The organism is Ensifer sp. VA4 (assembly GCF_055710065.1).
This window is the reverse complement of record NZ_JBVQPO010000006.1, coordinates 146,533-161,334: the sequence shown is the minus strand read 5'-3', so window position 1 is coordinate 161,334 and position 14,802 is coordinate 146,533. Positions and strand designations below refer to the sequence as shown.

The 14,802-nt window shown below is 64.4% G+C and carries 10 protein-coding genes; 5 read left to right on the top strand and 5 right to left on the bottom strand.

Annotated features, from left to right (window positions below):
* Positions 1 to 80: 80 nt before the first annotated feature.
* From AC0C6X_RS12180 to AC0C6X_RS12170, 3 genes are all read left to right on the top strand, one after another.
* Positions 81 to 1,577, top strand: coding sequence for a YcjX family GTP-binding protein (locus AC0C6X_RS12180; protein WP_173516644.1), 1,497 nt, complete (start codon positions 81 to 83; stop codon positions 1,575 to 1,577).
* Positions 1,574 to 2,665: a YcjF family protein gene (locus AC0C6X_RS12175; protein ID WP_472953341.1), complete on the top strand. Its 1,092-nt coding sequence runs from the start codon at positions 1,574 to 1,576 to the stop codon at positions 2,663 to 2,665. The genes AC0C6X_RS12180 and AC0C6X_RS12175 overlap by 4 nt, the downstream gene beginning before the upstream one ends.
* A gap of 207 nt (positions 2,666 to 2,872) precedes the next feature.
* Entirely contained in the window at positions 2,873 to 3,424 is a 552-nt protein-coding gene (locus AC0C6X_RS12170; RefSeq protein ID WP_247958919.1) for a hypothetical protein, read from the top strand.
* Positions 3,425 to 3,511: 87 nt separating this feature from the next.
* Here AC0C6X_RS12170 and folK read toward each other — a convergent pair whose 3' ends face one another.
* The 3 genes from folK to folP form a co-directional block, all read right to left on the bottom strand.
* Complete coding sequence (gene folK, locus AC0C6X_RS12165; RefSeq protein WP_173516647.1) at positions 3,512 to 4,036, bottom strand: 2-amino-4-hydroxy-6-hydroxymethyldihydropteridine diphosphokinase; 525 nt, start codon at positions 4,034 to 4,036, stop codon at positions 3,512 to 3,514.
* Complete coding sequence (gene folB, locus AC0C6X_RS12160; RefSeq protein WP_057248908.1) at positions 4,026 to 4,394, bottom strand: dihydroneopterin aldolase; 369 nt, start codon at positions 4,392 to 4,394, stop codon at positions 4,026 to 4,028. Before folB ends, folK begins: the two co-directional genes overlap by 11 nt.
* Positions 4,395 to 4,520: 126 nt before the next feature.
* The gene (folP, locus tag AC0C6X_RS12155; protein ID WP_247958918.1) at positions 4,521 to 5,372 is read right to left on the bottom strand and encodes a dihydropteroate synthase; all 852 of its coding nucleotides are present in this window, start codon (positions 5,370 to 5,372) and stop codon (positions 4,521 to 4,523) included.
* A gap of 107 nt (positions 5,373 to 5,479) precedes the next feature.
* Between folP and AC0C6X_RS12150 the strand changes: the two genes are divergently transcribed.
* Entirely contained in the window at positions 5,480 to 6,109 is a 630-nt protein-coding gene (locus tag AC0C6X_RS12150) for a DUF922 domain-containing Zn-dependent protease (RefSeq protein WP_173516649.1), read from the top strand.
* Positions 6,110 to 6,643: 534 nt separating this feature from the next.
* Here the strand turns inward: AC0C6X_RS12150 and AC0C6X_RS12145 are convergent.
* Together AC0C6X_RS12145 and AC0C6X_RS12140 are read right to left on the bottom strand one after the other, a co-directional pair.
* Positions 6,644 to 6,964 (bottom strand): 2Fe-2S iron-sulfur cluster-binding protein, encoded by a 321-nt coding sequence (locus AC0C6X_RS12145; RefSeq protein ID WP_173516650.1) that lies wholly within the window; start codon positions 6,962 to 6,964, stop codon positions 6,644 to 6,646.
* 227 nt (positions 6,965 to 7,191) lie between these two features.
* Positions 7,192 to 7,560, bottom strand: a complete 369-nt coding sequence (locus tag AC0C6X_RS12140; protein ID WP_472953334.1) for an Hpt domain-containing protein — start codon at positions 7,558 to 7,560, stop codon at positions 7,192 to 7,194.
* Between the two features lie 538 nt (positions 7,561 to 8,098).
* Between AC0C6X_RS12140 and AC0C6X_RS12135 the strand changes: the two genes are divergently transcribed.
* Positions 8,099 to 14,734: an apolipoprotein A-IV repeat region-like domain-containing protein gene (locus tag AC0C6X_RS12135; protein WP_472953332.1), complete on the top strand. Its 6,636-nt coding sequence runs from the start codon at positions 8,099 to 8,101 to the stop codon at positions 14,732 to 14,734.
* Positions 14,735 to 14,802 lie beyond the last annotated feature (68 nt).

Genomic DNA, 14,802 nt, shown 5'->3' with positions numbered 1-14,802 from the left:
TGGCTGCCTGCGTGCGACAGTTCTGCCGGACGACGGCGGAAGATCGACCTTCGGACATACGCCGCAAGAAAGAGCAAGATTTGGCGCCCAACCTGACCAGCTTCAAAGACGACGCCCTGATTGCGCTCGACAATCTGGCCGACCGAGCCTCCGGCCTCGTCAACCCCTCCATCCGCCTCGGCGTCACCGGCCTGTCGCGCTCCGGCAAGACCGTTTTCATCTCGTCGCTGGTGCACAATCTGCTGAACGGCGGACGTCTGCCAGTGTTCGAGCCGGTGCGCTCCGGGCGCGTTTCGAAGGTCAGGCTCGAGCCGCAGCCGGATGATGCCGTCCCGCGCTTCCAATACGAGGATCATATTGCCGCGCTGGTCCGCGATCGCATCTGGCCGGATTCGACCCGCGCCATTTCGCAACTGCGCATCACGCTCGACTATGAGAGCGCCAGCGGCTGGAATCGACTGTTCTCGCCCGGCCGCCTGTCGCTCGATATCGTCGATTACCCCGGTGAATGGCTGCTCGACCTGCCGCTGCTGGCGCAGGATTTCCGCACGTTCAGCAACAACGCCGTGGCGCGCGCCCGCGCCGCCAGCCGGAGCACCTTTTCGGCGGAATGGCTGACGCTGGCCTCTTCCGCAGGGTCGACGGCCATTGCCGACGAGGCGAGCGCCCGCCGGCTTGCCGAGAGCTTCACCGGCTATCTCAGGGCCTGCAAGGCGGACGAACGGTCCCCCTCGACCCTGCCACCTGGTCGTTTCCTCATGCCGGGCGATCTCGAAGGGTCGCCGGCGCTCACCTTCTCGCCACTTCCCGATCTTCCCGACGGACGCGCGCCCAAGGGTTCGCTCTGGGCGATGATGGAGCGGCGCTACGAGGCCTACAAGAAACACGTGGTCAGCCCGTTCTTCCGCGAGCACTTCGCACGGCTCGACCGCCAGATCGTGCTGGTCGACGCGCTGCAGGCGATCAACAACGGCCCGGAGGCGCTGCTCGATCTCGAACAGGCGCTGGCCGACGTGCTCGCCTGCTTCCGCCCGGGGACCAACAACTGGCTCTCGTCTTTCCTGACGCGCCGGATCGACAAGGTGCTGATCGCCGCAACCAAGGCGGATCATCTCCACCACGAAAGCCACGACCGTCTGGAGCGCATCGCCGCGCGCCTGGTCGATCGCGCGGCCGAGAGCATCGGCATGAGTGGCGCCGGCCTCGAGGTCATGGCGCTCGCCTCGGTCAGGGCGACCCGGGAAGCAACCGTCAACCACGACGGCCATACGCTGCCGGTCATCGTCGGCACGCCGATCGCCGGTGAGAAGATCAACGGCGAAATCTTTGACGGCGAAAAGAAAACTGCGATATTTCCCGGTGACTTGCCGGAAGATCCTGAAGTGCTGTTCAAAGCAATCGAGATGCAGTCGGGCGGGACTACCTTCGTCGAAAGCGCCCACCCCCTGCCGGAGCTCAGCTTCGTTCGCTTCCGTCCGCCGCATCTCGAAGAAACCAGTGGCGGCTTAAAGCTGTCGGTACCGCATATCCGCCTCGACCGGGCCATGCAATTTCTGTTCGGAGACCGGCTCGCATGAGTGACGATAGCAATGGCCGCCGCCGCCGACCCGGTGCCTTTTCGGTTGGAGAGGAGAAGCCCGTTCAGCCCGGCCCTCAGACACGCGCGCCGCGTTCGCCCGCGAGCTTCGACGACAACGTCGTGCTGACGCCCGATGCGGAAGACCCGTTCCGCGAGACCACGCTGGTGGTCGAGGCACTGACGCTCCCGGAGGCGGCCCCGCGCAAGCGCCGTCTGTCGGTCGGCAAGATCGCGATCGGCGCCCTCGGCATCATCCTGTCGCTTGCCGCCGGCCTGTGGGTCGACCGGCTGCTGCGCGATCTCTTCACCCGTGCTGACTGGCTTGGCTACGCCGCCCTCGCGGTCGTCGTCATCGGCCTCCTCGCCCTATTGATCGTCGTCATCCGGGAGCTTTCCGGCATGATGCAGCTTACCGCGATCCAGAAGCTGAAAGCGGAAACGGAGACTGCGGCGACTTCCGGCAATACCAAGCTCGCACGGTCGGCGCAGACCAAGCTCGTGCATCTGCTGGCCGCCAATCCGCGAACGGCACGCGGCCGCACGCGACTGAAGGAGACCGAGGGCGAGATCATCGATGGACCGCATCTGATCGAGCTTACAGAGCGCGAGCTATTGAGCCCGCTCGACCGCGAGGCGCGCCGTCTCATCCTTGCCGCCTCCAAGCGCGTCTCGATCGTCACGGCGGTCAGCCCACGCGCCCTCGTCGACCTTGGATATGTGCTCTACGAATCCGCGCGCCTGATCCGCGCCATGGCCGAGCTCTACGGCGGCCGCCCCGGCACGCTCGGCCTGCTGCGGCTGATGCGCGACGTCATCGCCCACCTTGCCGTCACCGGCTCGATCGCCGCCGGCGACAGCCTCATCCAGCAGATGCTTGGGCACGGCCTCGCCTCGAAGCTCTCGGCGCGTCTTGGCGAAGGCGTCATCAACGGCCTGATGACCGCGCGCATCGGCATAGCGGCCATGGATCTCTGCCGTCCCATGCCGTTCCGCGCTTTGAAACGCCCGGGTATCGGCGACTTTCTCGCCGACTTGAGTTCCGGCGCCGGGCGCGCCGGCAGCGAAGGCGGCGATCGATTCGCTTGAACCGCCTTCCTGGCCTTCCGCCGGAGTCCTGAAGCCGGTTTGCGGAAAACGTGGGGCGGCTGGCCTTGGTGGGCCCGAAAGCTCGGTGCATAATCGGCGTCACGGCCACAAAGTTGCCTTGATAGCCACCGTCTGGAAACGCTCCATTAACCATTTCCGCGCAAATGTGGCTTTCAGTTTCGGACGTTGACCCATCAAGGATCGTTTATGTTCTCGCGCCCTTCTTTGATCGCCCGCGGCACTGCCGCCATCGCGCTTGCAGCCGCCGTCGGCGTTGCGACGCCAGCCTTTTCCGGCGTCAAGGACAAGGCCTTCTTCGAGAAGGTCGCCGGCCAGTGGAAAGGCCCGGGCGAGATCGTCGCCGGCAAATACAAGGGCACCAAGTTCACCTGCGACCTCTCGGGCGAACCGGTCGCCGGTGACGATACCGGCATCAAGCTCGACGGTTTCTGCCGCGTCGGCGTGTTCAAGCAGCCGATGTCGGCGCTGATCACCAGCAAGGGCAACAGTTATACGGGCAAGTTTCTCGACGGCGCCGAGGGCAAGGGTCTCGATATCGTTTCCGGCAACGTCGCCAAGGACAAGGTCGTCGTCGGCATCAACCGCAAGAAGCTGAACGGCGCCATGATCGCCCGCCTTCAGGACGACCAGACGATGAACATCACCATCTCCGTCAAGGTCGAGGAGACGATGGTCCCGGTTATCGGCGTCAGCCTCAATCGCCAGGTCGACACGATCGCTGTCGGCTCGATCAAGTAGTTCCGGACACAGCCAAGCGACAAAGCCCCGGTCGTCTTCGCCGGGGCTTTGCTGTTTCGGGAAAGCTCCTCGGCTGAACGGAATTGATCAGGACTTGGCACGCCACCAGGTCATGTCGCCATCGGCGACCTCGATGCCGGTCACATCCGCCCCACGCAGCCAGTCGCTAACCGTGCGTCCGCGAACCGGCATGTCGGCGGCGATATCGGCGAGCGGCTTCAGCACAAAGCCTCGGTCCGTCATCCTGGGATGCGGCAGTTCCAGTCGTGTCTCCGCCTGAGCCACACCTTCATAGGTCAGCACGTCGATATCCAGCGTGCGCGGTCCCCAGCGCTCGTCACGCACCCGCTTCATCGAACGCTCGATGTCGAGACAGGTGTCGAGCAAAGCCTCAGGCTCCAAAGTCGTGCCGACCGCGGCGCAGGCGTTGAAGAACCACGCCTGGTCGGTCTTGCCCCATGGCGGCGTGCGGTAGAGCCGCGAGACGGCCTTGACGACGCAGTCGGCGCGCTGATCGAGCGCCTGAAGCGCCGCTGCCATGGCCTTGCGCGGATCCCCAAGGTTGCCGCCAAGCCCGAGTGTGGCGACCCGCCACTCGGGCTCAGACGACATGTTCGACCGTCACTTCGACATAGTCGAGCACGCCGGGTACGGGCGCGTTCGGCTTGCGGATCGAAACCTTGGCGCGCTTGATCTGCGGGAAGCGTACGCAGAGCGTCTTTGCGACTTCCAGCGCCAGCGCCTCGATCAGGTAGCGGCGGCGCCCCGTGACGATGCGCTCGATCTCCTGGAAGGCGATGCCATAGTGGACGGTGTCTTCGATCGAATCATCGACGAGCGCCGTTCCCTGCTCGACTTCGAGCTCGGCGTCCACGAAGAAGCGCTGCCCGAGGAGCTCCTCTTCGTCGAAGACGCCGTGGCGCGCGAAGAAGGCACAGTTCTTGAGAGTGATCGTGTAAGTCGGGCTCATGCTTCTCCGTCCCATCGGCTATTCTGGGATCACGCTGGTTTTGGGTCGAGCCGACCTAAAATCGTGACGTAATCTATTCTGGTAATTTGCACGCGGATGCGGGCGAAGGGCCGCATGCGCTTGTCCTCATCCCGCTCTGGCCATCAGCATAGCATCGGTCATGGCCAGCGCATCCCTGCTGTTTGCGACATCATGTACACGGAAAATCGAGGCGCCCGCAGCCCGCAGCAGCGCCGTAGTCGCCGCCGTTGCCACATCCCGGTCGGCCGCCTCACGTCCGCTCACCGCTCCAATGAAGCGCTTGCGGGACGTTCCGACCAGGAACGGACGTCCGAAACGGTGCAATTCGGCAAATCGCGCCATCAGTTCGAGGTTCTCGTCCGTATCCTTGGCAAAGCCGAATCCCGGGTCCAGCACGATCTGCTCGCCCTTCACGCCGGCTTCAGCCGCGATCTCCAGCGATCGATCGAGGAAGTGGAACTGATCGTCGATCACGTCGGCGAGCTTCTGCCTGTCGCGCCCGGTATGCATGATGCAGAGCCCCGCGCCGGTATCCGCGGCAACGGCAGCGATATCCGGCTCGCGCTGAAGACCGTGCACGTCGTTGACGATGTGCGCGCCGGCTTCGACCGCCAGCCGCGCCGTCGAGGCCCGGTAGGTATCGACCGAGATCAGCGCATCGGTATCGCGGCTCAGCGCCGAGATCACCGGCAGGATACGTCCCTGCTCCTCCTCAGCGCTGACCGCCGCCGCGTCCGGCCGCGTCGATTCACCGCCGATATCGAGGATCAATGCGCCCTCCTGCAGGCAGCGCACGCCCTGCGCCACCGCTGCAACAGCATCGATGAAACGTCCGCCATCGGAGAAAGAATCCGGGGTAACATTGACGATCGCCATCAAAACGCCACGCGGCCCGAGTTCGAGGCTGCGCCCATGCGCCAGCTTCCAGCTAAATTTCTGAAATGGATTGTAAGTCATTTTCCCTCACGATCCGTCCTCGGCCGAGAGCCCTCGATTTGCTGTTGCGCCGGTCGTGGCTATGCCTCAAGCTTGATCGAAGTTCAACTGAAGAGAACCACGCATTGATGTCCCGAGTACGCGTCCCGCTCAAAGCCGCCCTCCTCGCTCTCTTGGTCGCCGCTCCCCTCAGCGCTGCGTCGGGCGAAACCGTGATCAACAAGAGCTTTTCCTATTTCTCGATCGGTGGGCGCACTGCGGAGGAACTCGACAAGGCGCTCTCGGCCAGTGGCCCGATGATGAAAGCCACCGGCGCGCGTCATCCGGGCGCCACCCGTATCAAGTTCGGAGGCTCCATCACTTACGTCAGTCGCGGCGGCCGTTGTGCAGTCGGCTCGGCACGGGTGACGCTCAGCACTCGCATCATCCTGCCGCGCTGGAAATATCGACGCCAGGCCGGCCGGGATCTGGCTCTGGTTTGGGATACGCTTTCGAGCGACATCAAGCGCCATGAGGAGCGGCACGCGGAAATCGCGCGCAACCACGCCCGCCGCATGGAGAAGGCGTTCCTGGCCCTGAAGCCGGAAGCGGATTGCGAACGCATGCAGGCGACCGTCGCGCGTGTCAGTGTCACGGCAATCGAAGCGCACGACAAGGATCAGGCGCGCTTCGATCGCACCGAAGCTGCGAATTTCGACAAGCGCATGATCCGGCTACTGCAATATCGGCTCGAAGCGCTGAAGAAAACGCAACAATAGGTAGCCGCGCCCCGCCCCTGAAGAAGAGCCTGACTATAGTCGGGCCCGACGTGATTTCAGTGGAAATACCCACAGTATTTTATTGGTGAAATATAACGATGGCTGCCGGCCGCCGACTCATCTATATTGAAACCATGGAGCGAGGGGCCAGGCTAAAGACTAGCCTCCGCCGAACGATCGGGTTAAGCGCGGCGCAGTAGTTGTGCGAAGAGCTTAATTGTTGCCGTTACTTTAGTTTAGGCGACGTTGTTCAATATTAAAAAGAAGAAAACCGAACAGCGGGGCCAAAATGGGTTCTCCTGGCGTGTCTTGGTGCTGCAGATGTCCCCTCCCTCATCTGTTAGCGATGCGCCCTCCTCGCCTCGCTTGTCCAACGACCGGCGAGGCGCTTTTTTTGCGCATCAATCATGAATTGGAAAGGCGGCGCTGGGCGGTATGAAGCGCATGTCGCGTACGAGTACGCAGCCGTCTTGCGACGACGACATGCGAAGCATCAATAACGCAAGGCGCAAACCCGAAAGATCGCGGCGCGTTTTAGGCCTGGCGCTCCGGCACATGCACGACGAGACCGTCGAGTGCATCGTTCATCTTGATCTGACAGGAAAGCCGCGACGTCGGCCGCACGTCATAGGCAAAATCCAGCATGTCTTCCTCCATGGCTTCCGGAGCGCCGACGGCAGCCGCCCAGGCGTCGTCGACATAGACATGACAGGTCGCGCAGGCGCAGGCTCCGCCGCATTCGGCTTCGATGCCGGGAACCGAATTGCGAACGGCGTTCTCCATGACCGTCGAGCCGTTTTCGACATCAAGTTCATGGCGCGCGCCGTCAAAGGCAACGATCGTAAGTTTTGTCATGTCTCTTTCCGGAATGAACTGCTGGGACTGGCAAGGCGCAAAGCCTCTTCAGGACGCACGCCGCTCGGGCGCAAATTCAGTGAAAGTTCTTCCAACAAATCCGCCGGTCAGTCAACAACGGCCGTCAGTCCGCGCCTCGCGCGCCAAAGGCGCGAGGCCGCAATCTTGAAATGGGGTGGCGGTTGGGATGCGTTCTCCGCTTCCGCTCGCCCCATTGGGCCACTGGATTAGCGGCAAAGCTTCAATATGAAGAGCTCGGCCTCGAGCACGGCGGCCGAAAGCGCGTCGGAAAGCGATGTGTCTGCCGGGTTTTGCTCGATCGCGCCGGCAATGCTGGCGACGTCGACGGCGCCAACTGCAAGCGCCGCACCCTTCAGCCGATGGGCGGCCTGAGCGCGAAGCGTGCTCTCGCCCTCCACAATCTCTTTCATGACCTGGCGCGCCTGGCGCGCAAAAAGCTGCAGCACTTCGATTTCGAGCGCCTTGTCACCCATCGTCTGTGCCGCAAGATGGGCGAAGTCGATCGGCTGCCTGCCGGCAGCGGCAGAGTTTCCCGGGGTGTCCGGAGCTTCAAAGGCAATCCTGAGGGCCGCCATGAGCCAAATTCCCTATTGTTTATTGTATGTTGGTCTTGTTTTCGGTGCCGCCATGTCGCGGGCACCTACACGCGCAAACTCAGATACTCATCCTTTGCGGGTGCGGGCTGCTATCAGCTTAAATCGGGGCGCAATATGGGCAGGAATCTGGGAAAATGGTTAATGGCCATTAAGCCGGCTGATTTCCTTATATTTTCTGGCTTTGGCACCGTTATCGCATTAAGATTTCATTAGGATTTTAACTAAGCCCGAGCGCTCTTAATTGTAAGAACCCAGCTAATGTGTCACTACGATACGCTTAGGAACTTGCCTACGTGCGAAAATGGCAACCGTTCCGGTGGATAAGCTCAACGCGTGGTCCCTTTCGGCCACAAATGTGACTATCCGTCGAGGCAATGCAGTGTGTGATCAGTAGGGTATTGCGTAGATCCGATGCGCGTATCTTGCCGTCACAGCCCGCGAGGAAGAAATCCGGCCGCCCGTTGTGCGCGAGCGCTGGCAGTGTTGTCGCTGGCAAAAGGTAATGAGGCGTATCCCTATGGCGACGAAAAAGAGCAATGAGTCAATCGACGAAAAGGCCTTCCAGGCTTTGGAAGCTGCCCTGAAGATCGATTTCGACGAGCTTAACTCGAGCCCGAACGACAAGACTTCCTTGGATGATCCGGAGGAAAATGTGTCTCAGCCCGGCAATCAGGCGCATGCGCCCGATCAGAACAAAAGAGCAAAGTCTCATCCGGAGCCATCCCGCGCCGCGCGTGCTGCCGAAGCGGCCAAAACGCTCGCCCCGGAACCTGCGCCGAAATCCCCCGCCCTTTCCGCTGCCAACGACGACGGTCGTCGCTCTCCGGCTGCGATGCTGCGCGCGCTTGACGTGCGCTCCAATCGCGCCGCGATCCGGGTTGCCGCGCTGGTGTCGGTCATCTGGGCCATCGCCGGCCTCGGCATTGCCAACCTGCTCTATGGGCCGCAAATCTGGCAGATCCGCTCGCTGAGCGATCTCGCCGCGACGCCGGGCGCCATTGGCGTCGCGATCGGCATCCTGCTGCCGGTCATGCTCTTCTTCTCCTTCGCCATCATGATCGCCCGTGCGCAGGAACTGCGCAACGCCGCCCGGTCCATGGCCGAGGTCGCGCTGCGCCTCGCCGAGCCCGAAACGGCTGCAGCCGATCGCGTGATGACCGTCGGCCAGGCCGTTCGCCGCGAAGTGTCGGCCATGAACGAGGGGATCGAGCGCACCATCGCGCGCGCCACCGAGCTCGAAACGCTGGTGCATTCGGAAGTCAACGCGCTCGAGCGCAGCTACAGCGAAAACGAACTGCGCGTCCGCACGCTGGTCCAGGAACTCGGCCTCGAGCGCGAAGCGATCATCGGTCACTCGGAGCGTATCCGCTCGGCGATATCGGGCGCCCACAGCAAGCTGAAGGACGACCTGGAACAGGCGAGCGACGACATCGCCTCGCGCATTGCCATTTCGGGCGAAGCCTTCGCCTCGCTGATCGACACGCGCGCCGCAGCCCTCAGCGAAAAATCCGACAGCGCCCTGCAGTCGATCGGCACCATGCTGTCGTCCCGCACCGATGCGCTGCTTTCCGGCCTGACGGCGGCCGGCCTTGGTCTCAGCACCGAATTCGATACCCGGCTTGACCAGTTGAGCGAGACGCTGACCAAGCGCGGCGAAGACCTGCTCAGCCAGTTCGAGACACGCGCCTCCTCGCTCGACGCCAGCACCGAACGGCTGAACGCGGCGCTCAACGACCGTGCGCGCCAACTCAACGAGACGCTGATCGCCCGCACCCGTGACCTCAATGAAAGCCTCAGCGTCGGCCAGCAGGCGATCACCGGCGGTCTCGATGACGTCCTCGCGTCACTGAACGCCACGCTCGACGAAAAAGGCGCAAGCTTCCGCCAGAGCCTGCGCTCCAGCGCCGACGATGCGATCATGGATCTGGACCTGCGCGGCGGCTTCTTCGAAGAGAAGCTGCAGACCACCGTCGGCCAGCTCGCGACCGCCTTCGACGAGCGCTTCCACGAGTTTGCTTCCGCCTTCGACAAGCGCGCCAGCATGCTCGACACCAAACTCATGGAGAGCCTGCACCGCATCAACGAGACCGTCTCCGGCGGCTCGGAAGCGATCGGCGGCGCGCTCGACAGCAGCATCGAGAAGATCGGCTCTGCCCTCTCCGATCAGTCGCTGACGCTGGCGACCACGCTTGGCGCGACCCAGGACTTCATCGAGGAGACGATCGCCAGCCGCACCTCGGAACTCAGCAATCTGGTCGGCGATGCCCACAGCCGCATCGATGCCGTTCTCTCCGAGAAGACCAGCGGCCTCATGGGCGCCCTCTCCCAGGCGCAGGAGCGCATCGAAAACGGCTTCGGCCAGCGCGCCGACGCGCTTGCCAGCGCGCTCACCAGCAGCGAACAGCGCCTGACCGAGGGGCTGGACACCCGCACCGCCGCCTTCGTTGACGGCCTGCATGCCGCTCATGCCCGCATCGAACAGACGCTCAGCGGCTCGACCGACGAGATCACCAGCGCGATCGCTGCCAGCCAGCACCGCCTGGACAACACGCTGTCCGAGCGCACGCTCGCCCTTTCGACTATCCTGTCCATGGGCGCCGACTCGATCGACAACGCCGTCAGCGGCACGGCCGATCGGCTGGAGCGCGTCCTGTCCGAACGTGGCGAGGCGATCTCCGAAGCGCTCACGAGCCAGACCTCGGCCCTCGATGGCGTTCTTGCCGAACGTGCCGCCGCCATCACCTCGACGATGTCGTCGCGCGCCAATGAAATGGCCAACACGCTGAGCCGCCACGCCGAAGACGTGGCCGACAGCCTGACGTTCCGCGCGACCGCCGTTGCCGAAACCATGACCGACCGCGTCGGCGATATCGAGCAGAAGCTCTCCGAGAGCGTCAACACGATCGCCGAAAACCTCGGCGGCCGCGTCAGCCAGATCTCCGACACCCTCACCCAGACGAGCGCCCGCATCGCCGAGGACCTCAGCGGCCGTGTCGGCAAGATCTCCGACACGCTGACCGAGACCAGTGCGCAGATCGCCGATGCCCTGACGGCACGCACGACCGAAGCGACCGCTTCGCTCGCCGGCAAGGCAGCCGAAATCGAGCAGACGCTGAGCGGCCGCGCCGAGCACCTGCGCGATACCCTGTCGTCGACGCACGAACAGATCCGCGCCACGCTGGACGACCGCATCGACGCCATCAACCTCGCGGTCGGCCAGGGCCGCGACCAGCTCGAAGGCATGCTGGCCGATCAGTCGACCGCAATCGCCACGACGCTGGCCACCAGCGCCAGCATGCTCGAAATGTCGCTGGATGAGCGCCAGTCCGCGCTTGCCGGCGTCATCGACCGCAGCGGTGAAGCGCTCGAAGCCCGCATGCGCTCGACAACCGGCAATATTGCCGAGCGCCTGGCCGAAACCGCCAATCAGATCAGCCTGGCGGCCGACAGCCTGACCAACCGCGTCGACATGTCGATCAACGGCATCAACGACCGCCTCGACGACACCGGCCTGCGCATCGAGACGAGCCTTGGCGCCCTCGAGGAGCGCATGCGCGAAAGCGCCGGCAACATCGGCTCGATCGTCGACGAAACGGGCATGCATATCGAAACCCGCGTCGGTGTGCTCGAAGATCGCATTCGCAACACCGTCGGCAATGTCGGCACGGTCGTCGACGACACTGGCGCCCGCATCGAAAGCAATCTCGGCGCGCTTGAAAACCGCATCCGCGGCAGCGTTGCCAATGTCGGCTCCGTCGTCGACGATGCCGCGGCCCGCGTCGAAAGCGGCCTCAATGCGCTGGAAGATCGGATCCGTGGCAGCGTCAGCAGTGTCGGTTCGGTCGTCGGCGACACCGGCACCCTCATCGAAAACAGCCTTGGTGCGCTGCAGGATCGCATCCGCGGCAGCGTCAACGACGTCAACGCCCTGGTCGACGATACCGGCCTGCGCCTGGAAGTCAGCCTCAGCTCGCTCGAGGAACGCGTCCGCGACAGCGTCGGCAGCGTCAACGAGATCGTCGATGGCGCCGGCCAGCGGATCGCCAACAGCCTCGGCGACCGGGCGGGCGACATCGATCGCATGAGCCAAATGGCGGCCAGCCGGATCACCGGCGCCATCGAAGCCGGTGCCGAGCACATTGCCGAGCGCCTCGGCACCATGGATCGTGCCCTCAACATCGGCCTTGAAAACGTCAACCGGACGATCGAGGGCAAGGCCGCCGTGCTCGTCAGCAGCCTGCGCGGTGCGGTCAGCGAAGCAACGCAGAACCTGGACGCGGAAGCCGCCCGCCTCGAAGGCAAGACCAGCGATCTCGTCAGCAACCTGCGCAGCGCCGTCGGTGACGTGGCCCAGGAGTTCGACGCGGAAGCCGTCCGCATCGAGGACAAGGCCGCCGGTCTCGTCACCACGCTTCGTGGCGCGGTCGGCGATGTTGCCCAGGAACTCGACGCAGAAGCCGCGCGCTTTGAAGGCAAGGCTGCAGGCCTTGCAACCACGCTTCGCGGCGCGGTCGGCGAGGTCGCCCAGGAACTCGACGCAGAAGCCGCACGCATCGAAGGCAAGGCTGCAGGCCTCGCGACCACGCTTCGCGGCGCCGTCAGCGATGTCGCTCGGGAGATCGACGCGGAAGCGGCGCGCTCGGCCGAGCTCCTCTCCAAGGCCGGCGACGATTTCGCCTCGGCGCTTGCCGCTCGCCAGGCCGAGTTTGCCAACACGATCGACCAGACGGCAGCGGCCACCGCCGCCCGCCATGCGGAGCTTGCCAATACGATCGAGCAGAAGGCTGCTGCCAGCGCAGCACGTCACGCCGATCTTGCCCGTTCGATCGCCGACGCGGCCGATACTGCAACGGCACGGCTCGCGGCCACGCACAGCCAGATCGCCAGCCACGCCGACAACATTCAGCAGGGCCTCGCCAACACCGAGAAGGCGCTCGAAGCCCGTGGCGAAGCGATCCGCAACACGCTCGACGACCGCACCCGCGAGCTCAACTCGATGCTCGCCGGCCGTTCGCTGGAGCTGTCGCGCCTGATCGACGAGCAGGCCCGCCCCGTCATCGACCAATATGCCGCGACCGGCCGCGAGGCCGCCGAGCGCATTGCCGCCGTGACCCAGGAAAGCGCCGATCGTCTGCGTGCGGAAAACGCCGCCCTCGTCAACGCCATCGCCGAGCGCACCGGCGAAACGCTGAATGCGATCTCGCACCGGGCCGAAGAAACGGCAAAGGCGATGAAGATGGTCGAGAACCGTCTGCAGTCGACCGCCATGGGCCTGATCGACCAGCTCGCCAACAACAACGCCGCGATCGCCACGGTCATCGACCAGGCGAGCAGCAACCTCGGCGAAATGGACCAGCGTCTGGAATCGACGATCGCCCGCGTGTCGGAATCGACCCGTCAGGCCTCCGACATGCTGTCGACCTCGACCCGCCTCATCGAAGGCAAGGTCGACAAGCTGTCCGACATGTCCGCCTCAACCCTGTCGCAGATCGGCGGCATCGTCGGCCGCTTCGAGGATCACTCGAAGGTGCTGAGCCAGGCCTCCGACCTGCTTGGCGCTGCCCAGTCGAACCTCGTCAGCACGCTCGAGGAACGTCAGGATGCGCTGCGCACCCTTTCGGTGGGCCTCGTCCAGCGCTCGGAAGAGATCGAACGGACCATGCGTGCGCTCGAAGGCTTCGTCGATGGCGCCTTCCAGCGCGCAGAAGAGCGTTCGGGCCTCGTTGCCGGCAACCTGCGCAGCGGTATCCAGCAATCCTTCTCGGATGTCGGTCGCCTGCTGACCAGCGCCGAACAGCGCGCCGCCGAAGCGGCCGAAGCGATGCGCAACACGCTCGCCCAGGCAGGTGACGAAGCCGGTGCGTCGGTCGAGCAGGTCTTCAGCCGAGCCGAGGAGCGCTCGCGCCAGATCGCCGATACGCTTCGCTCCGGCGTCGAGACCTCGTTTGCCGACGTCAACAAGACGCTCTCTTCGGTCGAGGGCCGTGCGCTCGGCGCTTCGGAAGCCCTGCGCCAGGCGATCGCCAAGATCGGCGAAGATGCCGGTGCGTCGATCGAAGGCGCCTTCGCCAATGCCGAGGAACGCTCCAAGGAAGTGGCCTCGCGCCTGCGCGGCAGCGTCGCGGCCTCGGTGTCCGACATTGAGCGCATGCTCGCCGAGAGCGGCAAGAAGTCCGACGGCGTGGCAGGCCAACTGCGCGACGCGGTTCGCGTGGCGATCGACGAGGCGATTGGCCGCTTCAGCGGTGCCACCGACGAAATCCGTCGCTCGGCCGGCGAGATCCGCAAGGAACTCGACATGACCCGCGAAGAACTGAAGCGCGGTGCCTTCGACCTGCCGGAAGAGGCGAAGGAAAACGCGGCGGTCATGCGTCGCGCCGTCGGCGAACAGATCAAGGCGCTGCAGGAACTGTCCGACATCATCGGCAAGTCATCGACGCAGCTCGAAGTGGCTCAGCCGCTGCGCCAGCAGCCCGCCGCTCCGGTCTCTCGTCCGGTGCAGCAGCAGCCTGCGCCGCAGCCGCAGCAGCCGGTCGCTCAGCCTCAGCCGGTCGCTCAACAGCCCGTCGTGCAGCAGCCAGCCCGGCAGGAACCGGCCCCGGCACTGCGCGGTAGCCTCGGCATCGAGCAGCCGGCCATTCGCCAGCCCGCTCCGTCGCAGGCGGTGACCAGCGAGGTTGCAGAAGGTGGTGGCTGGATGCGCGATCTGCTGCGTGCGGCATCGCGCGAAGAGGCCCCCTCGCCGGCGCCGCAGCGCCCGGCCGAAGCGCAGCCTGCGGCCCGCACCGGCGACAGCCGCAATCCGCGCCACGTCGTCGAGTCGCTGAACTCGCTCTCGGTCGACATCGCCCGCGCCATCGATCACGATGCCTCGGTCGAACTGTGGCGCCGTTACCAGCGCGGCGAGCGCGACGTCTTCACCCGTCGCCTCTACACGCTGAAGGGCCAGCAGACCTTTGACGAGATCAAGCGCAAGTACGACCGCGAGCCGGAGTTCCGCACCGCCGTCGACCGCTACATCGCCGACTTCGAGAAGCTGCTCGCCGACGTTGCCCGCAACGACCCGGACAAGCGCATCACCCAGACCTACCTGACGTCGGATACCGGCAAGGTCTACACGATGCTCGCCCACGCCGCCGGCCGCTTCAGCTAAGCGGCGGAAATCAAAGGAATCTCGCGAACGGCCCCGTTTTTGACGGGGCCGTTTTCGCATGCCCACGA